At 68.1% G+C, this 21253-nt stretch carries 15 protein-coding genes and 4 pseudogenes; 12 read left to right on the forward strand and 7 right to left on the reverse strand.

The annotated features are described in order from the left end of the window. Positions 1 to 297 precede the first annotated feature (297 nt). From IF00_RS0138590 to IF00_RS42005, 5 genes and pseudogenes are all read left to right on the forward strand, one after another. The gene (locus IF00_RS0138590; RefSeq protein ID WP_030326494.1) at positions 298 to 519 is read left to right on the forward strand and encodes a DUF8108 domain-containing protein; all 222 of its coding nucleotides are present in this window, start codon (positions 298 to 300) and stop codon (positions 517 to 519) included. Further along, positions 516 to 683, forward strand: a complete 168-nt coding sequence (locus IF00_RS45905; RefSeq protein WP_158710580.1) for a hypothetical protein — start codon at positions 516 to 518, stop codon at positions 681 to 683. Before IF00_RS0138590 ends, IF00_RS45905 begins: the two co-directional genes overlap by 4 nt. 308 nt (positions 684 to 991) lie before the next feature. After that, a pseudogene (locus IF00_RS0138600) lies at positions 992 to 1180 on the forward strand (IS30 family transposase); the annotation flags it as partial. Between the two features lie 209 nt (positions 1181 to 1389). Beyond that, positions 1390 to 2646 carry an IS256 family transposase gene (locus IF00_RS0138605; protein WP_030326496.1) on the forward strand — a complete coding sequence of 419 codons (1257 nt, stop codon included), beginning with the start codon at positions 1390 to 1392 and terminating at the stop codon, positions 2644 to 2646. Positions 2647 to 2688: 42 nt separating this feature from the next. Continuing rightward, positions 2689 to 3672 (forward strand): annotated as a pseudogene (locus IF00_RS42005) (GNAT family N-acetyltransferase). Between the two features lie 58 nt (positions 3673 to 3730). Here IF00_RS42005 and IF00_RS44460 read toward each other — a convergent pair. After that, positions 3731 to 4494 (reverse strand): annotated as a pseudogene (locus tag IF00_RS44460) (IS5 family transposase); the annotation flags it as partial. A gap of 57 nt (positions 4495 to 4551) precedes the next feature. Further along, complete coding sequence (locus tag IF00_RS0138620) at positions 4552 to 5040, reverse strand: hypothetical protein (RefSeq protein WP_209439843.1); 489 nt, start codon at positions 5038 to 5040, stop codon at positions 4552 to 4554. A 1406-nt stretch (positions 5041 to 6446) separates the two neighbouring features. Between IF00_RS0138620 and IF00_RS0138625 the strand changes: the two genes are divergently transcribed. Continuing rightward, the gene (locus IF00_RS0138625) at positions 6447 to 7763 is read left to right on the forward strand and encodes an outer membrane protein assembly factor BamB family protein (protein WP_245234750.1); all 1317 of its coding nucleotides are present in this window, start codon (positions 6447 to 6449) and stop codon (positions 7761 to 7763) included. 447 nt (positions 7764 to 8210) lie between these two features. On the opposite strand, the gene IF00_RS0138635 is transcribed toward IF00_RS0138625, so the two are convergent. After that, positions 8211 to 8471: a hypothetical protein gene (locus IF00_RS0138635; RefSeq protein WP_030326502.1), complete on the reverse strand. Its 261-nt coding sequence runs from the start codon at positions 8469 to 8471 to the stop codon at positions 8211 to 8213. 476 nt (positions 8472 to 8947) lie between these two features. On the opposite strand from IF00_RS0138635, the gene IF00_RS47920 reads away from it, so the two are divergent. The 6 genes and pseudogenes from IF00_RS47920 (at position 8948) to IF00_RS0138665 (ending at position 13442) form a co-directional block, all read left to right on the forward strand. Next, complete coding sequence (locus IF00_RS47920; RefSeq protein ID WP_209439844.1) at positions 8948 to 9328, forward strand: lamin tail domain-containing protein; 381 nt, start codon at positions 8948 to 8950, stop codon at positions 9326 to 9328. Positions 9329 to 9403: 75 nt separating this feature from the next. After that, complete coding sequence (locus tag IF00_RS0138645) at positions 9404 to 9685, forward strand: hypothetical protein (protein WP_158710581.1); 282 nt, start codon at positions 9404 to 9406, stop codon at positions 9683 to 9685. Then, entirely contained in the window at positions 9682 to 10203 is a 522-nt protein-coding gene (locus IF00_RS0138650; protein ID WP_051820850.1) for an RNA polymerase sigma factor, read from the forward strand. The genes IF00_RS0138645 and IF00_RS0138650 overlap by 4 nt, the downstream gene beginning before the upstream one ends. Positions 10204 to 10205: 2 nt before the next feature. Next, entirely contained in the window at positions 10206 to 11084 is an 879-nt protein-coding gene (locus IF00_RS0138655; RefSeq protein ID WP_030326507.1) for a hypothetical protein, read from the forward strand. 258 nt (positions 11085 to 11342) lie between these two features. Beyond that, positions 11343 to 11796 (forward strand): annotated as a pseudogene (tpg, locus tag IF00_RS42015) (telomere-protecting terminal protein Tpg). Positions 11797 to 12329: 533 nt separating this feature from the next. Next, positions 12330 to 13442 carry a hypothetical protein gene (locus IF00_RS0138665; RefSeq protein WP_051820851.1) on the forward strand — a complete coding sequence of 371 codons (1113 nt, stop codon included), beginning with the start codon at positions 12330 to 12332 and terminating at the stop codon, positions 13440 to 13442. Positions 13443 to 13906: 464 nt separating this feature from the next. Here the strand turns inward: IF00_RS0138665 and IF00_RS0138675 are convergent, their stop codons facing one another. The 4 genes from IF00_RS0138675 to IF00_RS0138685 form a co-directional block, all read right to left on the reverse strand. After that, positions 13907 to 15643 (reverse strand): FG-GAP repeat domain-containing protein, encoded by a 1737-nt coding sequence (locus IF00_RS0138675; protein ID WP_030326511.1) that lies wholly within the window; start codon positions 15641 to 15643, stop codon positions 13907 to 13909. A gap of 186 nt (positions 15644 to 15829) precedes the next feature. Next, complete coding sequence (locus IF00_RS42020) at positions 15830 to 16540, reverse strand: FG-GAP repeat domain-containing protein (RefSeq protein ID WP_051820852.1); 711 nt, start codon at positions 16538 to 16540, stop codon at positions 15830 to 15832. Beyond that, on the reverse strand, positions 16504 to 16890 hold the full coding sequence (locus IF00_RS43055) for a hypothetical protein (protein ID WP_158710582.1): 387 nt from the start codon (positions 16888 to 16890) through the stop codon (positions 16504 to 16506). Before IF00_RS43055 ends, IF00_RS42020 begins: the two co-directional genes overlap by 37 nt. A 491-nt stretch (positions 16891 to 17381) precedes the next feature. Next, complete coding sequence (locus IF00_RS0138685; RefSeq protein WP_078945035.1) at positions 17382 to 20873, reverse strand: DNRLRE domain-containing protein; 3492 nt, start codon at positions 20871 to 20873, stop codon at positions 17382 to 17384. Positions 20874 to 21253 lie beyond the last annotated feature (380 nt).

Raw genomic sequence — 21253 nt, forward strand, 5'->3', positions numbered from 1 at the left:
GTCCGGACCGCTGGAGGGCGTGACGGGGCGGACCATGACCGACGTCGTCGACGGCGAGCAGGCGGAGCAGCAGCGGTGTCGGCAACGCCGGATTGCCGGCGACTCCGTCCAGAGCGGATGAGTGGAACGCGACCATGGCTCCTCTGCCCCTGTGTCTTTCCGGACGAGCCGTCAGCTGCGGGACTGGCGATCGAGTGGTCCCCGGTCAGTGTGATGGCTGGGCGTTCCGTATTCACTGCGGATGGGGTGGCCTTATCGTGCGAGTCTTCCTGATCACTGCGCACGAAGGACAACTCCATGACGACTCCGGGTCAGTCTCCCGCTCCGGTCGGGCAGCCGCCAATCATCATCAACAACAACGTCGCCGCCTCGGCGGCTGTGGCGGGCGGGTACGGGATGGTCCGGCGCCGGCGCCAGTCGTTCGGGCTCCACTGCGTCCTGCTGATGCTTACCTGCGGGATCGGGAACGTCTTCTACGCCATGCACATCTCGCGTTGGAACCGGAACCGGGGCCTGTGACAGACGAGGAGTTGGACCTCGGGGTCCTCCGGGTCTCCTTCGCTGGTGATCCCGGGGAGCGGCGAGCGGCGGCCCGCCGGCTCGACGAGCGGGCGCTGCGCGAGGTACAGGTCAACCGTGAGGACTTCGAGCGCAAGTGGGAGCTCGACTCGTCCGGAACGTAGCCCGGAGCGGCGGCTGGCCCCCGCGGTGTTGGTGTGAGCCGTCCGGCAAGGACCGCGCCACCGCGACATGGCCCGAGCCCGTACGACCGGAAGCCCGCACCGCTGCCCAGGTGCGGACCTTCCGCATGATCGGGGGGCGACGGCTGCCCTTGGCCTCGGCGGCCCGCAGCTCGTCGTAGGTGAGCTCGCGCTGGAGCTCACGCTGGAGTTCACCGGCGGCGGCCGCTGCGAGGGTCTGCACCATGAATTTCACGGTGGACGGCAGTTCGCCGGTACGCGGTTGGCGGGCGGTGAGGTCCATCGCGGAGAACGCGCACACCAACCGGCTGCTGCGCCAGTACCTCCCCAAGGGCGCGGACCTCCGCACGTTCTGCCAGGCCGACCTGGATGCCATCGCCCACGAACTCAGTCACCGCCCGTGCAAGGCCCATGGCTACCGCACCCCAGCAGAGGTCTACGCTGACCTCTTGAACAGCGGTGATGCGCTGACCGCTTGAGCTCGCCATCGTTTGCCGACAGGCGCCCGATGCATCCGTGAGCTGGAGCGTGCGGCTCGCCGCTGCCTTGTAGTCCCGTTACGACAGATGACGGGGAGCAATGCTCAGGACCTGTGGATCGGCTCGGGAGGACGTACCTTCCCGGGTGATTGATCGATAGGTCACCGAGCAAGACCGGTGTTCGCAGCGCCGGCCGGGAAGGCACATCCGTGCTCAGCGTAGTGAACGATGACGGCACCACCGCCAAGGGCTCCTCCTTGATTGACGAGATCGTCCGAAAGGGCGCGCGGCGGATGCTGGCCGCCGCGCTGGAAGCCGAAGTAAACGCCTATATAGCCGAGTTCGCCGGTGAGCGCGACGGCAACGGACGCCGTCTGGTGGTGCGCAACGGCTTCCACCAGCCGCGGCAGGTCACCACCGCGGCCGGCGTGGTCGAGGTGAAGGCGCCACGGGTGAACGACAAGCGCGTCGATGAGGCCACGGGCGAGCGCAAGCGGTTCTCCTCCGCGATCCTGCCGCCGTGGTGCCGTAAGTCCCCGAAGATCAGCGAGGTGCTGCCGCTGCTCTACCTGCACGGCCTGTCCTCCGGCGACTTCGTGCCCGCCCTGGAGCAGTTTCTCGGCAGCTCGGCGGGTCTGTCACCGGCGACGGTCACCCGGCTGACCCAGCAGTGGCAGGCCGACCACCAAGCGTTCGGCGAGCGAGATCTGTCCGGCAGCGACTATGTCTACGCATGGGCCGACGGCATCCACCTGCGCATACGCCTGCAGGAGGCGAAGTCGTGCGTGCTCGTGCTGATGGGTGTGCGCTCGGACGGCACCAAGGAGCCGATCGCCATGAGCGACGGCTATCGCGAATCAGCCGACTCCTGGGCCGACCTGCTGCGCGACTGCCGGCGGCGAGGATTGCGCGCTCCCGTCCTGGCGGTCGGCGACGGCGCGCTCGGTTTCTGGAAGGCTCTGGCCGAGGTGTTCCCCGAGACCCGCCATCAGAGGTGCTGGGTTCACAAGATCGCAAATGTGCTCGACAGTCTCCCGAAGTCCGCCCAGCGGGGAGCGAAGAAGGCCCTGCAGGAGATATACAACGCCGAGGACCGCGACCATGCGCTCGTGGCGGTCGCGGCGTTTGAGAAGACCTACGGCGCGAAGTGGCCCAAGGCCGTCAAGAAGATCACCGATGACGTGGACGAACTGCTGGCGTACTACGACTTCCCCGCCGCGCACTGGATCCATCTGCGCACGACGAACCCCATCGAGTCCACGTTCGCCACCGTCCGGCTGCGCACGAAGGTCACCAAGGGCGCCGGCAGCGCGGCCGCCGCCTTGGCCATGGTGTTCAAGCTCGTCGAGTCCGCCCAGCAGCGTTGGCGGGCCGTGAACGCACCCCACCTCGTCGCCCTCGTCCGTGCCGGGGCCCGCTTCGAACGCGGCCAACTCGTCGAACGGCCGCAGACGACCGCGGCATGAATAGGGTGGCAGGCCTGCCTCGAAGTTCGAGATCATCCGACCATGTCGAATAGCGCGCCAGGACAGGACCTTCCGGTCGGCTTCGGGTTCCAGCCGTATCGCGGCGACGAAGACCACGGCCCCATGGCCGCGGTGCGGCTGGGTTGTGCTGAACGGGACCAGGCCGACGCCCATTCGGTTGTGGAAGGGCTCCCGACAGCGACCGAGATCGCCGAAGCCTCTGCCAGGCTGGAGGAGCCGTCCAAGAACCAGATCCTGGTGGTGCATGACGGGAGCGTCGTCGGCTACTCGACGATCCGATGGTGGCAAGAGCGGGACGACACGTGGTTGTACCTGCACCGCGGCTACCTCTTGCCCGAGCATCGCCGCCAGGGCATCGGCTCAGCCATGCTGAGCTGGGCCGAAGAACGGATCCGCCGGCTCGTCAAAAAGCATGGAACGGCGCGGACGGCAGTGATCGGCGCGAACGCCATGGCCTCCGAGCAGGACGCCTCGGCGCTTCTGCTCGCAACCGGCTACCGACGTGTCTTCAGCCTGGTCGAGCTGGAGCTGGGCGATCTGCAGCAGTTGCCCGAGCGGGGCAGCGAACTGCCAGCCGGGATACGGACGGGCTCGATCGAGTCAAGCCACTACCGCGCAGCCTGGAGGACGGTCGTCGATTAGTATGCGAACACCGGCTTCACGCAGAAATGGCCATTCCAGGACTTCGTCGACACCGCCGATCCGGCATGCTGGAGGGCTGCATGGAACGGGCAGGACATGGTCGGCGTCGCCCTCTGCAGCATCCGCCGTCACGACCACACCGTAGGCGAGGTCGAAGAGCTGAGTGTCCGGACGGACCAGCAACGCCTCGGAATCGGCCGGGCCCTGCTGCTGGACGGGCTGCGGAGCCTTCGCGGACAGGGTGCAACGACCGCTCGGCTGTTCACGGGCACGTCAAACCCGCACCGGTCCTACGATCTTTACGAGAGTGTGGGGTTCCGGCGGCAGAACGAGTACGTCCGTTACCGCAAGCCGCTTGCTTGACCGCCCGGTCATTGGGCGGCCCGATCAGTCCACAGGATTTGACAATATCTCGGCTGCCCAGGTGGAGCAGACCCTGGTGGAGATCGGCGTGTCGTTCGTAGCGGGTGCGGAGCCGTTTGAACTGGTGCAGCCAGGCGAAGGTGCGCTCGACCACCCAGCGCACTGTGCCCAGTCCGGAGCCGTGGGCGACGCCGCGTCGGGCGATCAGGGGTTTGATGCCGCGTTTCCACAGCAGGCGCCGATACTTGTCGAAGTCGTAGCCCCGGTCGGCATACAGGCGCCGGGGCTTGCGGCGGGGACGTCCACGCAGTCCTCGGACCGGTGGGACGGCGTCGAGCAGTGGCAGGAGCTGGGTGACGTCGTGCCGGTTGCCGCCGGTGAGCGTGACGGCGAGTGGGGTTCCGTGGCGGTCGACGATCAGGTGGTGCTTGGAGCCGGAGCGGGTACGGTCGACGGGTGAGGGGCCGACGTGATCCCCCCTTTGAGGGCCTGGACATGCGATCCGTCCACAGAGCAGTCGTCCAGGTCGAGTAGGCCGGCGCGGCGAAGCTCGGCCAGCAGGGCGGTGTGCAGGCGTGGCCAGACTCCGGCCTCGGTCCAGTCCCGCAGCCGGCGCCAGGCCGTCACACCAGAACAGCCCACGGTTTCTGCGGGGACATCGCGCCACGCGACACCGGTCCGCAGCACATACATGACGCCGGCGAGCGCCACTCGGTCGGGAACACGCAGCCGCCCGGGGTGGCGACGGCGCCGTTCTGGAGTGGGCGGCAGCAGCGGGGCCACCCGCTCCCACAGGTCATCTGGGACAAGATCAGCACGCACCTTGGACACCCTGCTGATCAAGATCGTCGAGCACAAGACCCACGACTCATCTCGCGCTCAGCCTGGCACAGCCTCCAGCGGGAGGTGGTCTCGGAAGTACTGCGACTCCAGCCACTCCTCCTTCACGAAGAGCGGGCGCGTGAGGCGGGCTTCCCCGACCAGCTGAGAACGCAGAAGAAGCCCGAGATCAGTCAGGGAAACCGAGTCGTCGGGCGTGTAAAGCACCCAGTTTCCATGCTCCGCAGCGTGGTCCAGCAGGAACTGATGGCCTTGCTCGGGATCGCTCCCTGCCAGCGGGAAGCCAGACAGGAAGACTTGCGGACCGGTGACCGCATCCAACGCGACGCAGGCGAGCCTGCCCGCCTCGTAGAACGCCTTCACCCCATCTGGGAAGTCCTCCTGCTCATACGGACCACCGACCCGTTCCTGCGGTTCAGAGGCATGCAGTGCCTTGGCAACCTCGGCTGGAGACATCTCGAAGCGCAACGGCCCCACACCTGCTCCGGGTCGCATTGCCCAGCACTCCCGCTCCACATCTACGCTCATCCACCCACTCCTACGCCCGACCGGATCTGCTGCTACATGCACAAAGCCAGGGGCCAAGGTGTCAACTCGGCTGCACAAGTGCCAACTGAAGCGCTCGGTCAGGCTCATTCTGAAACGATCAGTAAGAGGCGTCGCAGCACCGTCACCAGCTTCCCGAACTGCCGCGGACTCAGCCCGGTGAACGGGGCTGGCAAGTCCCATCGCTGCAGCTCAGCAGCACTCTCCACCTATCTGATCAAGACCCGCACAAGCCCGCTCGTGAAAGCCCGAGGCTACCGGCTGCGAGCAGTTCCTGGAAGAACACCGCGACTGGGCCCTGTCCTCCAGCGGAAGACTCCACGGCCGGCCCCTGCGGACCGCGTCCGAAGACCTGGAGCACTGGGTACTTTCACGGGAGGACATTGCGCCGGGCAGGGGGCCCGAGCGGGATCTGTCGAGGTTGGCCGTTCCTCGGTGGGGTCGGCTGGTGGAGACCGGCGACCGGTACGAGCCCAGCCGATGGTCGTCTTCCACCTGTGGAACGGGAGCGCGCCAGGCACCGAGAACGCCGACGGTGCGGGCCGGCCGCCGCTTGGCCGCGGGGCTTGAGGGCCCCACTGTCGATCCACGCATCCCGCTGGAGAGCGAAGGTCTCAAGCCGACGTTCAATGAACAGCTTGGATCTCCAGCGGAGTTCGGGCCTCGGAGCTTTCGAGCGGGTAAACGCCACCTTCTGCGCGGACTGGACCCTTCACGACCTCGCGGAAGCTGGCTCGGCGAGATCGAAGGGCTCCGCGTCAGTCTGGCTGGTGCCGAATCCAAGATCAGCCAGATCGACTCGGCGGCCCCGGGCCAGCCGGTCTTGCTCGGGCTACCGACGCCGAGGACGGATCTGCATGTGAACCGCAGCACGTCCCAGTTCGGTGGGTGTGGTGGCCGTGCAGGTGTTCTTCGCGATTTGGGTGTCTCCCGAGACCGGGGGATTCAATGCCGTCAGCTCGTCACGTTCACTCAGACGGGCCCGGGCTGTACGGTCAGCGCCTTGCCCCAATGAAATCCATTGGTCTACCCCGCCGCCCGACGGGATCATGAGCTGCCGCCGTGCCGAGCCCGGGACGGCGGTCATTCATGTGCCGCCCTGGGAGGAACCCTGTATGGCCCTCGTGCCGATAGTCCGACGCGTACTCGGCGACGGCCCATTCTCCGAGATCGGAGAACCCGCTCTGGCCGTCGCTGACGAGCGCTTGCGGACGGTCGCTGTGGGTGGGGACCTCGGACATGTCCAGTGGAGTGGCAGTGGGACCGCGGACTCCCGATGGGCGGGGCACCGGATCGGTGTCTATGTGCAGGACGGGCTGCGGTGTCGGCACCTGGTGCGGTCGAGGTACCCCGTTCGGTCTCTCGCCTTCCACCCCGTTCTTCCCCTGTTGGCCGTTGGTACGGGGCGCTACGACGGCGGCTACTCGTTCGAAGGCGAGCTGCTGCTGATCCACCTGGACTCCGGCGACGTGGTGTCTGCCCTGCCGTACCCGCGGGAGGTGCTCGGCGTGGAATGGCGCAGCGAGACGGCACTTCGTCTGGTCTTGGCGCCGTGTGACGACTGGGAGAACCCGCAGGCACACGAGCAGGGGCATGCGGTCGTTGTGGCTCGCTCAGACTGGGGTGCCGTCGGGCAGGGGGCGATCAGTGCCGAGGAGCTGGCCGCCCCCGCGGAGCCGGTCGTCCAGCCGGATCACAGCGGGGAGGCCCGCCGAATCCTCGCGGACCTTGCGGCCTCGGCCGGCCGACATTGGTCCGTGCGCCGGCGGGTGTGGGCTGTCGAAGGTATGAAGGACGGCCGTGTGCTGGCCGCTCTGGACGGGGTCCTGGCGGAGTCGTGGCTGCCATCGGGAGACCTGCAATGGGCGGTCGAGGACGAGGAAGGCGGCCGGCAGCTGGTTCTGGCCTCCGACGGCACATCGGTTTGGACTAACGCCGAACGCCGCGGTCGCCGCAAGGGAAGACGCTGGGAGACGTCTGCACCCCGAGTCGCCCGGATCGCCATCGACACGGGGCAGGTGCTGGAGACCGTGAGTCCGGGCGTGTGCACGGTTCTCGTCTCAGGCGGCCAGGGGACGATCCTGAGGCCGTTGGACGGCCGCTGCAAGCGTCCCGAACGGCTGCTGATGTTCGACCTCGACGGTCCGGTGAACGGTCCGGAGGTCGGCCACTTCGACCTGTTCAATCACCCGTTCGCCGTCCGGCGGGCAAGCCGCCCGTACGTCCTGGTAGGCACTGACCCGGACGAGCCACACAGGGACAAGTGGGTCACCGCCCTGGGCGCCGATGGGACATTGCGGCGGCTCTTCGCGCACTCCTGGGTACCGGAGGAGCATCATTTCGGTGGTCCCGCGGTCGAATTCGGGCAGTCCCTGGTCTATGGCGGCGCCGTCCACCATGGTCACGGGCTCCAACCTGGTGGCGCCTACGTCGTGCGGCGATCCCTAAACGGCTCGGTGCAGTGGCAGCACCGCACCGATCATCCCGCCACCGCCCTCGACACTGACGGGGACACCGTCTACGTGGCCTACAACTCCGGCGCCCTGACAGCACTGGACGCCGCCGACGGCTCGGTGTGCTGGCACACCGAGCTCGAGGTCGACGGAGCACCTACCACCGCACTGTCCCTGGCTGTGGCGCCCCAAGGACACTTGCTTATTGGGACCGTCGACGGCCGGATCCTGGAGTGTTCGCCTCGGCCGTGACCCCGAGGGGGAAGCCTTGTTCTTCGCAGTCCGCATGTCTCATGAGGCGTGCCCTCCTGTTCGTGGTGTGGGGATGGGCTTCGGGGGCGGAGTGAAGTGACGCGGCCATCAGAGGCAGACGCGAGTTCTTGGCGGAGTTGAGTGTTGTCGGGGTGGAGGGCGGCGATGCCTGTGGCCGCTGAGTTCAGACGCTTGCTGAGGAGGGTGTACTCGCGGGTCTTTTCCGCGAGCATCCGACAAGGCGCGATCCTGTGCGTCGGCGACCACCACCGCGAGCGGAAGCGAGCGGTGGCCAGAGCACTCGGCCAGCTCCTTAGTTCAGAGAAGTGACCAGGCCAAACGAGATCGCTCCGGACCACAGGGGACGGGGCATCTCACGCTCCTCCAGGCCCCCTGGACGTGCTCCCAGGCTAGGCAGACCCCGCCCGTGATCGCGCGCCCCTGCGGCTACCCGGTGACGCGGACCCGGAGCTCGTACGGGGTGCCACTGCTGATCGCCTGCGCCTGCTCGAGCAGGTCGGCGCCGGTGAAGCCGAGGAGCGCGGCGTCGGCGGCCGAGCGCAGCAGCGGCACGATCTCGGTGACCGGCCGACCGCGGTGCGAGACGGCGAGCTGGGCGTAGGCCTGCTGATACGGAGCGCCGTAGGCGCTCGCGGGGTCGCTCAGGAGGTGGTCCATGTCCTGCGCACTGACGGTGATCTCACCCATGACCGCTCCCGGCGTTCCGTGGGCCCGGTGGATCCCGCGCCCCTGTCTTCGACGCTACGAGCCACCACTGACAGCACGAGCCCTGGACCCTCTGCCGATCGAGCAGCTGCCCGGCTTCGTTCTTCTGTGCGAGTGATGGCCTGGTATGCGAAAAAACGCGCAGACACTCTGCTGGCGGAGTGCCCCGGCTACTGCGACCGGTGGGGCGCCGGAGCGCGCAAGGGCTTGCCGGTGATCACCGGCCGGGTGTGTGTAGCTGTCAGTGAATGTCAGGGTCACGTCTGCGGCATATGCGTGCCGGGTGCAGGCGACTGTGACGGAAATGTCCGTACCCGGTAACGGGCCTCTGTCGGCATTCCGGCCGGCCCGACACGGCGGCAGAGTTCGGGTCCTCGGCCCAGCACCGGGCCGGGACCCGCACCGCTTCACCAGCTTCTTTCGGCCTGTGGGGCACTGTTCTTGAGGAGACATCACCCATGTCTGCTTCTTCGACCGCTCGCCGTATCGCCGCGACCGTCCTCGCGGCCGGCGCCATGGTCTCGATCGTCGCCCTGCCGGCCTCTGCTCACGAGGGCGACCGTCACCGGACGCCGAAGGCGGAGATCAGCGCTGTCCAGGCCGACAGCCCCGGACGCGACAACCGCACCGTGCGGTCGCTGAACGCCGAGTGGGTCGAGATCACCAACAACACCCGCCACGCGATCAACCTCGCTCACAGTGGAAGGCGGGGCACCGGCATGTCATCGTCCGACACGGCAGAAGCCTGTGGGCGCGGGCTGGTCATGATCGGCAGGCCGCGGACCGCATCAGCACTCAGAGGCCATGGCAGAGGCGGACAACCGGAAAGAATCTGGTGAACGGACCCAACCCTTTCCCTCGCTTGACCCATATAGCTGTCAATGGTCCACCTGAGGGAGCGGAGGGGTAGCGACATGATGGAAGCGGCGGCAGCGGTCCGGGGGGCGTTGAGGGGCATTCGCGGCCTGGGGGGTATGTGGGTGTACCTCACTGAGCGGGTCCGTGCCCGGACCGCTGTGGAGCTCGAACGCGAACGCAACAAGGCGAGCGTGGACCTGGTTACGCAGGTCAAGGACGGCATGGACTTCTTCGAGTCGGAACCGGGCGGGCGCACGAGGGTCATCCGCCGGACGTCGAGTCCGGCGCCGCTCGAGCCCAGCCGGCAGAGCCCCACGGCGGGGGAGATCACTTCGTGAGCGACGAGGAGTTCGACGGCGAGGTTATCGCTCTCTTCGCCCTGCACGGTGATTCCATGCACCGCAGACTGTTGACATCCGGGGTCCCGGCGGACGAGGCCGAGACGATCTTGCAGGACGCGTTCCTCGCTGTCCGGCGCCAGTGGGCGCGGATTCGTGACGAGCACCCCGAGGCCTACGCGCGCAAGGTCACCTGGTACCTGCGTCAGGCCTACTGGAAGACGGTCTACCAGGACAGGGAACTGGCCCAGAAGTTGGCGCGCGAGTACGAGGAGGCGAGAGTGTCGGCCGACGAGGAGGTGATCGCCTCCATCGTTGTCCACGAGGCACTGCAGATGCTGCCCGAACGTCAAGCCTCCGTCGTCAAGCTCCGCCACCTGCACCAGTTGAGCGTCGCAGAGGTCAGCACGACCCTGGGCATCGCGGAAGGCACCGTCAAGCGCCACTGCCACGACGGACTGAGGGCGCTACGACGAGCGCTCGAGCAAGAGCCCGACGGGCGAGGAGGTGACCAGTGACCATGGACGAAGCACAGGAGCGGAACACCGCCGGCGCCGAAAAGCTGGAGCGGGAGAGGATCCGGCGCTTCGGGCTCGCCCTGGACAAGCTCGCCCTCGACCCCGACGAGGCAGGACGCATCGACGCACTGAACGCCGCGACGCTGGAGCGGGAGAGGATCCGGCGCTTCGGGCTCGCCCTGGACAAGCTCGCCATCGACCCCGACGAAACAGCACGCATCGACAGGCTGAACGCCGCGGTGCACGACGCTGGGCTCCTCGCTCGTCCGGCCCTCGATGACGACCTCGGCGAGCCGGGTCCTGAAGAGCGTGAGAGGCTCACCGACGACACCAGCGGGGCGTCCTACACCGCGCCTCCGAGTTCCCCCGAGGAGCGCCTCACCCCCGAGATGGTGGCGCTGAGGAAAGAAGAGCTGAGGCACTACGAGCGGCGTGAGATGTGGGCCCGGGAGGACGAGAGGGAGCGCACACGCCAGGGTTTCCAGGACCAGGCAGAGCATCGGGAAACGGAACTGGAGCTCCGTCGGTTGCAGTTGGCCGAGGTCGCCGTCCACAGATCGATCGAAGCCGGGGGTGTCACGCCGATCAGTCTGCGGCTGGGCAACTCCGTCTCCGTAGACATCCCCTCCCCTCAGGTGGCAGCTGAGCCCCCGCACTCTCGGCGGCTCACCTGGATCGGCAACGAGACCGTCGCGCTCATCGTGATCATCCTCAACACCCTGCTGGTACTGGCGGGAATGCTGACCGGATCCCCCCTCACGCTGGCGCTGGTGGCGAGCTTCATCCTCAACGGAACCGTGCTCACCCTCATGGGCGTCGTGCGCTCCCTGTGGAAGACCCGCCGGTCGCGCCTGCGGGACGCCGAACGAGCTGAACCGTAAGGGATACGGGGACGCGACACATCAGAGTCTCCATTGATGCGTGCGTAAGAGATTTATGGCGTTCATGCCAGACACCGGGGTCCGCTAATCGATTAGCGGACCCCGGTGGTGCCCGGGCTGGCACTGTTGCGCGTGTCCCTCACGTCTCTCGGCCTGGCCCAGAGTGCCAGCGGATATGGGCGCGGGCTGGTCACGATCGGGAGCCTTCGGACCGCGTCAGCACGCAGAAGCCACGGCCGCGATACGCGCCGCGCGCTCCTGCAGGAGAAGCTTGGCGTTCGCCTGGGACTCTGCGCGATCCCGTCCGGCGCTCAGGTTCGCTATCTCGTTAAGCAGCATCAGGGCAGCACTCGTGACGTCGCGCAGCTGCTGCTCGGTGTTTCTCAGCGCACTGTGGAGCGGTATGTGCGTGATCAGATCAGGAAGCCGCGGGCTGAGCTTGCGGAGAGGATGGGTGCTGAGGTTCGGCGGCGGTGGCAGCCGCAGGTGAGGGCCAGGGCGCGCAGGGCTGCGGCGACGTCGGCGGGTCTGATGGTGGACGTCCGTGCCCGGTTCGGGTTCACCGCGGCGCCAGCAAGGGGCCACCGACCGCGAACTTCAGCAGGCCACCGCCGACGCCCTGAGCGAGGTGTACTTCCGTGACGGCGGCCGCCGCGCCGCTGACCTCCTGGTCGAGCTGACCGACATCGAACAGATCCAGTTCGAGCTGTAGGTCCGGTGGCGCTGGTTCGAGCCGGGCACGATGTGACTGATTCTCGAGATGGGCATCAGCCGGCCTTGCCCAGGCCGGGCCCGCCGCGCCCCGGCGGGGCGTTAGGGTCGTAGGCAGTCCGCGCCGACATGGGTGCGCGGGTCAGGACCGGTGCCCAGCGCGCTCTGGGGCAGTACGACCGGACCGTCTTCGGCCCCGGCACTCCGGCAACGGAGCGCTGGGGCCGCGCCGTGTGCTGGGGCCACGGCATGCGCCATCGAGCGGTCCGGCGATTGATGGCGCAGAGCGTTGCAGGGTCCGGTCACGCCAGTGTCGTGCGAGTTGCCCGAGAGCGTGCAGCAGATCGGCATGCCGGTGACCGCGGCGGGGGATCCGCCACAGCATCCCGGAGAAGACCGACAGCCAGGCCGTCCGCCTGGGGGTGTCGTGCCGGTCAGACGGGATGCGATGTGAGGGCGCGATCCCTCTGACCTCGCCATATCGTTGCCCTGAGCTATTGCAGGGAGTGATCGCTTCGGGAATGATTCCCCGCCGTGACCATCTCCGGCGCCGTTGCACTCGGCGTGCTCCTCATCGTGCTCTATCGCGTCGTCAGCACCCCTCGCCACGTCGACGGCAGGGCCGCAGACCACTTTGTCGCGTCCTCCTACGGCCTCCCGCCCCGTGAGCAGCTCGACTCTCGGCGCCCCGGGCCGCCCCCGCCGGTGTACCGGACGAAGGAACGGCAGGCCGTGGCCGACGCAGCATGGGAAGGGGACTGGGAGACCGCCGAGCGGTACGTCAGTGCGGCGGGGGAGGATTGGGACGAACGCTGGGCCCGCCTGGAACTGCTGCAGCACGTCGCCCGGGAGGACGACGCCTGGCTTGAAGCCTGGCACGCTGCCGAGCCTGGAAACTGCGACGCGGCAACCCTCCGCGCGAGCCTGATGGTCCACCGTGCCTGGGAAGTCCGGGGCAGCGGGTACGCCCACGAGGTCCTGTCCTCGGACATGGACCGCTTCCGCGCGATGCTCCCCGCCGCCATCGAGGAGGCACAGCGGGCCGCGCTGCTCGACCCAGCGAACCCAGGCCCCTGGGTCGTCATGATCACGGCAGCGCGTGGAGCCAAGTACAGGCGGGCGCGTTTCAAGCCGCTCTGGGAGGGACTCGTCGCCCGCGCGCCCCACCACTACGAGGGGCACTGGCAGGCCCTCCAGTACTGGTGCGCCAAGTGGTACGGCAGTGACCGGCGGATGATGCGCTTCGCCCGCCAGACGGTCCGAAAGGCCCCGCCCGGCAGCCCACTCGCCGGGATCTACCTGCACGCACTCAACGAGCTCACCGAACGCCACCTCGTCGTTGCGATGCCCTTCACGCCGCTGACGAGGAAGACACTGAAGCAGGTCGCCGCGTCCTTCGAACAGGTCCCGCCCGACGACGAGCGCCTGCCGGCCCTGCGCCACCTGCTCGCGCACTACATGCTTCAGTCGATGCTCTACACGGCCGCCCTGGAGCAGTTCCGTCTGATCGGGCCGTGGTGCGGAGCCCAGCCCTGGTTCAAGTACGAGCACGCGGCCATCGCCTTCGAGATAGCCCGCGCCACGGCCGTGAAGCGCTCCCGAACCCGCCCCGTCTCCAACCCGCCGGTATACGGAATGAGCCGCTAGAACTGCCCCATTGCCCGTGACGGACGAGCCTGACGAAAGTCAGCCTTTTGAGCGGCTGTGGGTGCTGAGGCGTCGTAGAGCTGGGAGAGACCTGCGGGGGCGACGATTCGGGGAGGCGGCGGGGGTGCCGGCGGTGAGCAGGACGACGCTGAAGAGCAGGTCGGCGACGAACGCGATGAGGTGGGTCCGCTTGCGGGGGGTGTGCGGCGGGATCACCGCGGACCGCGATTGAGCTCTGTCGTGCCGCTGGCGGCAGCTCGTTCGGCGGTCGCAAGGGGTCTGGCCGCCGACGACGCGCTCGCCTCTGTCGACGGCCTGGCAGGAGCGTTCGGCGAGGCAGTCGGGAGAACGCCGAGGTGCTTCGTACCGGTGGTACGCCTGTGGGCCGACCACATCGATTCAGGCCGGATCCTGGTCGGTCCTCGCCTTGTCCGATCGCGCGGTCCGCCCCGGGGCGTTGTCGGTCAGAAGACGAGGTTGTACGTCCCCCAGCCGGTGCCGATTTTGGCGCGGCCTACGAACGGTGTGGTCGTCTTGCCTGTGCCCTGGTACAGCCACAGGATGCCGGTGGTGTCGCGGGCGACGGCGTCTGCGTTGCCGTCGTCGGTGAGGTCTCCGGCGACGACGAGTTGGTTGTAGGCGTTCCAGCCCGCACCGATTCTGGTGCGAGTCGTGTACAGGGACGTTCCACTCTCCGAACCCTGGTAGAGCCACAGGATCCCGGCCCTGTCCCGGGCCAGCAGGTCGGATCGGCCGTCACCGGTCAGGTCGGCCCCGCCCGAGAGCTGGTTGTAGCCACCCCAGCCACCGCCGACCTTCACCCGGTCCTTGAACCGCGCCCCGGTGAAACTGCCCGTGCCCTTGTACAGCCACAGCGCTCCGGTCTTGTCCCGGGCCAGGAGGTCCATGCTTCCGTTGCGGTCGAGGTCTCCGGCGCCGGTGATCCGGTCGTAGATGTTCCAGCCGGCGCCGGCCTTGACGCGGGGCGCGAAATCGCCGCCGCTGTTGCCGGTCTGGCGATGGTAGTACCAGAGGGTGCCGCCCGTGTCACGGGCGACGAGGTCGCCGAGACCGCGGGTGGCGGCAGACGGGGCGACCACGTTCCGGAAGTAGGGGCCTTGTCTGTAGGGGGAGAGGGAGGTGACGGCGGTGTAGGCCTGCCAGCCGGGGCCGGTCCCGGTGCGCTCGTGCAGGGGCGCGGTGGCGCGGCGGGTGCCGCCGTACTCCCAGAGCGTGCCGGTGGTGTCGCGGGCGTGCAGGCCGTGCCAGGGCAGGATGGTGCGGCCTTGGACTGCAAACGGCCGGCTGCTCTGCTTGACGTCTGATTCGTCCCAGACACCCAGGTCGTAGATGTCGTAGCGGGTGTGCGCCTGCAAGCTCTGGGCGTACTGGCCCGGATCGCCGGCCAGGTCGTAGCCGATGACATGGTCTCCGGCCTCGAGGTCGCAGGCCAGGTTGGGAACGCTGCCGGGCAGGGTCGCGTGGCGGATTTCGCAGGTTGCGCCGGAGTCGGTGGTGACACGGCCTATCCGGATGGGCGGCGCGTTTCGCGTGAGCTGCCCCTGGGCGTGGTCGAAGCGGAGGGTCAGCTGTCCGGCGTCGTTGGCGTGGACGCGTAGTTGCTGGTGGGCGGTGCCTCCGTCGGGGACGGATTCGGCGTGGAAGCCGCCCGTGTTCAGCAGCGCGTGAGCGCGGGACGTGACGGTGACCTGTCCCGTGCCGTGCCGGCCGTCGGCCGGGCGCGCACCGGCGGTGCGGGCCGCCTCCACGGCAGCCTTCAGGTCGCCGCCGGCCGAGAGGTGGGCGAAGCCCCAGTAAAGGGTCGCGTCGCTCGCGTCGGCGGGGACGAGGGCGTCGGGTTGCTGATACGGCGCGCCGTCGCAGACGAAGACGCCGATGTATCCGGCGGGCTGCTCGCACTCGTTGCCGCGGGCGCGGTATCCCTGGGGGAAGCCTGCGCCGTCGCCGGCAGGGTCGGTCATCGGCTTCGTGCCGACGGCGATGACCACCCTGCCGGAGACGGGCCCGGATTGGACGACGGGGAAGAAGCGGGGTGCCGAACCCGGCGCTGCGACGACGTCGTACCCCGCCAGCCGCAGTTCGCCTGCGGCGGTTGCGGAATACGGGGCGAGAAGCGTCGCGGCGGTGAACAGGCCGGCGGCCGCGCTGAGCGCGGCGGCGCGACGGGTGATGTCTCTCATGAATCCTTCACAGGTGTGCGTGCGACGACGGGCCCGCGACGCTGCGGGGCTGCGGGGCAGTGCCGGGGTGACAGATGGCGGCCGGGTGTGCCGTGCAGCCCGAAGCTGGCAGGGCACGGCGCGCATCCCACACTCGTTGGTGACTGGCAGCGCTGCCCGACACTCGCGCAGCAGCGCCACCCGGTGTCAGGCGGTGTGGTCGAAGCCGTGCCCGACGTGGTGCAGGACGGCTTTCTGGCCGCTGGCGAAGGGGGCACGCCAGTCCCCTGTGGTCCGGTAGAGGTAGTCGGCGTGGAGGCCGAGACCGATGAGGTCGGGGCGGCCGTCCTTGGTGACGTCGCCTACGGCGATGATCTGGTGGTAGGCGTTCCAGCCCGCTCCGATCCTGGTGCGCGGAGCGAGGGTGCCGTCCCCCTTTCCGAGGTACAGCCAGAGAAAGCCGTTCTTGTCACGGGCGACCAGGTCACCGGCGGCGGCGCCGGCAATGTTTCCGACGGCACTCAGTTCGTTGTAGATACCCCAGCCGTTTCCGAGCTTCCTCCGGGGAGGGAGGGGCTTGGAGGCGTTGCCCGTGCCGGGGTACAGCCACAGGCCCCCGGCCTTGTCGGAGGCGACGATGTCGGGGCGGCCATCGTTCGTCAGGTCGCTGCCGGCTTTGATCTTGTCGTAAATCTGCCAGCCTGCGCCGACCCTGAGGCGGGTGGCGTAGTTGCCTCGGCCGTTGCCCTGGTAGAGCCACAGCACGCCGGACTTGTCGCGGGCGAGCAGATCACCGACCGCCGTCCCGCCCAGGTTGCCGGTCGCTTCGATCGTGTCGTAGACCTGCCAGCCTCCGCCCACTTCCTGGCGGGTGATCAGGTTCAGTGACTTGTCGAAGTAGGTGGTGTCGACCGCCACAGAACGCCCACGTGGTCACGCTGGAGCACATCGAGGGAGCCGTTGTCGTTGAAGTCGTGCGGCTGGGGCTTCCGGACGACTGTGAACGACCCGGAAGCAGTGAAGTCCAGAGGGGCGCCACTGGTCGACTCGGCTGTGATCGTCCAGGTGTAGTCGCCATTCGGGACGTCGCCGTTCACCGGGTCGAAGGCATCCCAGAACAGCCTGAACGTGCGCGGATGCCCCGCGCTACCGAGCCGGTGTGAGGTCGTGATGCCGGTCTGCTTGTGACGCAGGACGACAGTCGCCCATCCGTCCTGGGTCAGCTCCCACTCCAGCGGCACGTAGTCCTTGCCTGTCAGCTCGATCACGGGCGGGACTGTGTGCCGGACAAGCGAGACACCGTCCCCCACGAGAGCCGCCCCGGCCGTCGTCTCCGCAACGATGGAAGCTGCCCTGGCTGGGGCCTCCAGCGCGCCTGCTCCGGTGACCGTGAGGACGGTGGTCAGTGCAACGAGAAGCCTTCGTCGGGTGGAGTGAGCACGAGGCACGATCAGTTCTCCCTCAGGAGACACCAGGCGCACAGCGCGCCGCACCCGTTTGACGCACGAGCAGGAGAAAGGTTGTAGAGCGAGAGCTGCACCAACGCCTGGAAGTTCCGAGCTCGGGTCAGGCGATGAGGCTGATCGTTAGGGGCGGGGCGGATGGCGATGGTGCTTGCGGACGTTGACTGGAGGCAGGGCGGTTGTTGCCACCCTCCTGCATGATCGCCTGGACGTCCCGACAGCGATGGGGGCCGAGTCTAGGGCCGACCGTGGGGCAGGGTGTGCCGGTTGTGGTGGGTCCTGCCCCTGGCCTTGTGTCAGCCGATGGCGCGTAGGGCGGTCCAGCCTCCTTCGCCGGCGATGAAGGGGGTGCCGTGGGTGGTGCGGCCGCCGGGGTAGAAGTAGAGTTTTCCGTCGCTTTTGATTGCCCAGAGGTCGGGGATGGTGTCGCCGTTGGCGTCGGGGGTTCCGGTGATCATGGGTATGGAGGCTGCTGTCCAGCCGCCGGTTCCGTAGACCTCGTCTTTGCCGGTTTTGGAGTTGGTGTCCGTGGCTAGCGAGGTGAGGTCGACGGCGTTGCCGGTGGCGGGTTTGCCGTGGCGCAGGAGTAGTCCGCGTCCGGTTTCCTCGCTGCGGTAGAGGAGGTCGGGTACGCCGTCACCGCTGATGTCGGCGACGCTGACGATGTCGCGGGTTGCTGCCCATGCGGTGCTGGTGAGCTGCCGGGCTTCGTTGAAGGCGGCTCCGGTGTAGCCGATGTAGGCCCAGAGCTGCTGGCCGGTGGTGGCGAGCATGTCGGGGAGGCCGTCTCCGGTGATGTCGCCGGTTGCTGTGATCTGGCTGAGCGTGGCGGGTTGGGGGGCGTTGCTGGGTAGCAGGATTTCGCGGCGTTTGGTGATGTTGACGGCTCCGTAGCCGTCGCCGGGGTAGACCCAGAGTTTGTCGCCGACGCGGGCGATGAGGTCTTGCAGGCCGTCGCCGCCGTAGAAGTCGCCGTTGTGGGTGATCAGTGCGCCGGTGAAGTGACCGGAGAGCGGTGCGGTGAATGTTTCTTCGGTGTCGCCGCCGTTGGGGTCTTTGTTGGGGTTGTCGCGGTAGGCGGCGGACATGGAGATGTCGACGTCTCCGGTGCCTCTGGAGAGGTCCGTGGTGGCGTGTGAGGAGTAGAGGCGCAGGTTGCTGGCCGAGTTGAGGGCGAGCAGGTCGGGGAGTCTGTCGCCGGTGAAGTCGCCGGCGGCGTCGGCCTGGTCGCGGGGGGTGACGTAGAAGAGGAATTTCGTGGGTTCGGAGACGTGGCCTGCGCCGTCGACGGCTCTGACGTACAGGACGTTGGGGCCTGCCGAGGGGGGCTTGACGTTGCTGGCGGTGGCCCAGGTGGTCACGGGGGTACCGCTCGCGCGGGTGAGCGAGACTGGGTAGCTGTTGGTGTTGAAGCCGTATTCGTACCGGATGACGTCGCTGTCCAGGGCCCGGAAGTAGACGGTGCCGGGGGTGCCGAATTTCAGCTTGGACCAGTTGGCGTCCTCGGGGTCGTTTCCGAAGCTGTTCTCGCCGCTGTCGGCGTTGGGGAAGTCGTTGGAACCGACCCTTGGGGGGCGGGGGGCGGCGCTGTCGAAGATGAAGCGGCAGGGAAGTGTGGCCGGCGCGTACGGCGAGCTGGCGCCGGCGGCGTCGATCGCGCGGACCGACCACGAGTACATGGTGTTGTTGACCAGGCCGCTGGTGGAGAAGCCCGGGGTGGTGCGCGTGGCCGTGCTGGTGTCGCCGCCCACGGACACCGTCCCGGTGGACGTGAGCATGTCGCCGGTGATGTGCAACTTATTGGTCGGCCACATGGCGAAGTCGAGGTAGTCGAGGTTGCCGTCCCTGTCGGTGGACCGGGCGGTGAACGTGATGGCCTCGGCACCCACCCTGACATACGGGGGCGTGGTGGTGCACTTGAAGTCGGGGCCGAGGTCGAGGTTGGTGGGGGCGGTGGGGGGCCGGTTGTAGGTCAGCTCCAGATAGGGGGCGTTGTCACCGTCGGCCTGGAACTTCTTCCACGCGTGCTGCGACTTCTCGTCTCTGGCCCGCATGCCGAAGGTGATCATGCTTTTGCCCTGGTCGGCGGCTTTCTGCGCGGCGCCCAGGACGTTGAACGTCTCGTAGTCGTCCCGGCAGTGGGACTTGTAGCCGTGGGCGAAGCTGCGTGAGGGCGCGGCCAGGTTGGAGTCGGTCAGGGGAGGGGCGTTCTTCCAGTTGGTCCGTCCGTTGATGGGGCTGGTGACGTGGACGGACATGGCCCGCGCGCTGCAGGACCAGGAGTATGTCTCCAGCATCCGCAGGGTCGCCTTCTGGATCTTCGCGCCCTTGAGGTTCTTGTCGTACGCGATGTTGAAGTACGAGCGGGAGGTGCCCCAGGTGTCGGATTCGAAGCCGACCCGGGCCTCGTGGGTCCCGCCCTTGTTGAAGTCCTTGCCGTTGAAGAACGTGGCGTTGGGGTGGCGGCTGTAGGCGGTGGTCCAGTCCTGGGTGTGCTTCTTGACGGTGGGGTCGATGAAGACGGGGTAGACGGTTGCCGGGTCGTTGAGGAAGTCCTGGCTGGGTGTGAGCAGCCACGTTCCGTCGCCGAGTTCGGCTTCGACGATGTCGCCGCGGGACTCGGGGGAGGGGCCGTTGAGCAGCGGCAGGCTCAGTGTCGTGGCGTCACCGGTCTGGGAGGGGGCGGGCGTCGGCTCCGAGGGAACGGGTGGCAGCGGGGCGTCGGTGATCGTAGGAGCGGCCTCGTCCGTGGCCGTGGGCAGGACTTCGGCCTCGGGATCGACGTTGTCGTCGGCGAGTACGTCGGTGGTGCTGGGGGTCGGTTGCGGGGCGCTGGTGGTGGCGGCCGGCGTTTCGGGAGACTCCGGGGCGGTCGGCTGCGAGGAGGCGCCGAGTTGGCCGTCGGTGACGGCCGGCGCGCCGCTGCTGTCCCACATCAGCGGGGTCGGCGAGAGCGCGACCTCCTGGCCGTCGAGGTCCTCGGCCGTGACGATGCCGGAGGACGAATCGAGCCGGAACGTGAGCGAGGGGGAGGAGAGGCCGTACGACAGCTGCGCGACGCGCGGGTCGGCCGCGGCCTGGCGGTTCTTCACGACAAGGAGCTGGGCGAACCCGTCGTCCTCGGCTGTCAGGACCAGGTCGGCACCCGGGAGGATCTCCGGGTAGAGGGCGCGGGAGCCGTCGATGACCGGCGCGGGGACGGGCCCGGGCCAGGTGAGCTGGATCTCGTGGGTCTCGGGGATCTCGGCCGTGCCGCCGACGGTGAGGGTGACCAGGAGGCTGCCCGCCTCGCCCTCCGCCTTCAGGCTCTTGACGAGCGAGACCCGGTGCACTCGTCCGCGCGATGCCCGGTCCGCGCCGCCAGGACTGCCGCCGGAGAACACCATCCTCGTGTTCGTGGCCGCCGGCGCCCAGCCCGTGCCGGTCCGCTTCAGCGTCGTGTCGATCTTCTTCCACTCTTCGCCGGCCTTGGCCCAGACCGGGGAGGAGTACAGCTTCTTCGTCATCAGCCCGTCGGGACGGGCCCAGGTGGTCGAGCGCGCGGTCCGCAGCGCGGTGACTTCGACGGGCGTGCCGGCCTTGCGGGCCAGGGATGCCGCCGACGCCTCGCCCACCTTCTGCTCAGCCGGCTTGCCCGTGCCGTCCTTGCTGTCGGCCGGAAGAGTCGCCGCCTGGTCGCCGGAGCCTGCCTGGAAGCCGGCGTAGGTGATGCCGCCCGCTGCGAGCGCGGCCGCGACCACCATGGCACCCACGCGCCGTGCCGTCGGCCGCTGCCATGTCTGTCTCATCGGGTGAGGACCCTTCTTCCCAGCATTCCGGGCTCTGACGGCACCGGCTGAAACCACGAAGCCGGCCATGACGTCAGGGAAGGGAGGGACTCCGGGTGGGGATCACGACCGCGCGCATGGCTGGGCGAGCCGATGATGGCCCATCAACCCCGGCGCGTCACCCTGCAGCTGATGCACGCCGGGGCAACTCAGTTCCGTCCGTGGACAGCGGCCGCGAGGCCGCGAACCTCGTGTGCAGGCGCCGAGAGCACCCTCGAGCGGAGAGAGAACGCATGAAAACGGGACGAAAGATCGCGACAATCAGTCACTTCATTGTGCGATGTGCATATCGCGCACAGTCGTCGTGCTTGGTCCTTGACCTGCGGAAATGTGACCCAACT

The organism is Streptomyces flavochromogenes, assembly GCF_000717595.1.
GTDB classification, from domain to species: Bacteria; Actinomycetota; Actinomycetes; order Streptomycetales; family Streptomycetaceae; genus Streptomyces; species Streptomyces flavochromogenes.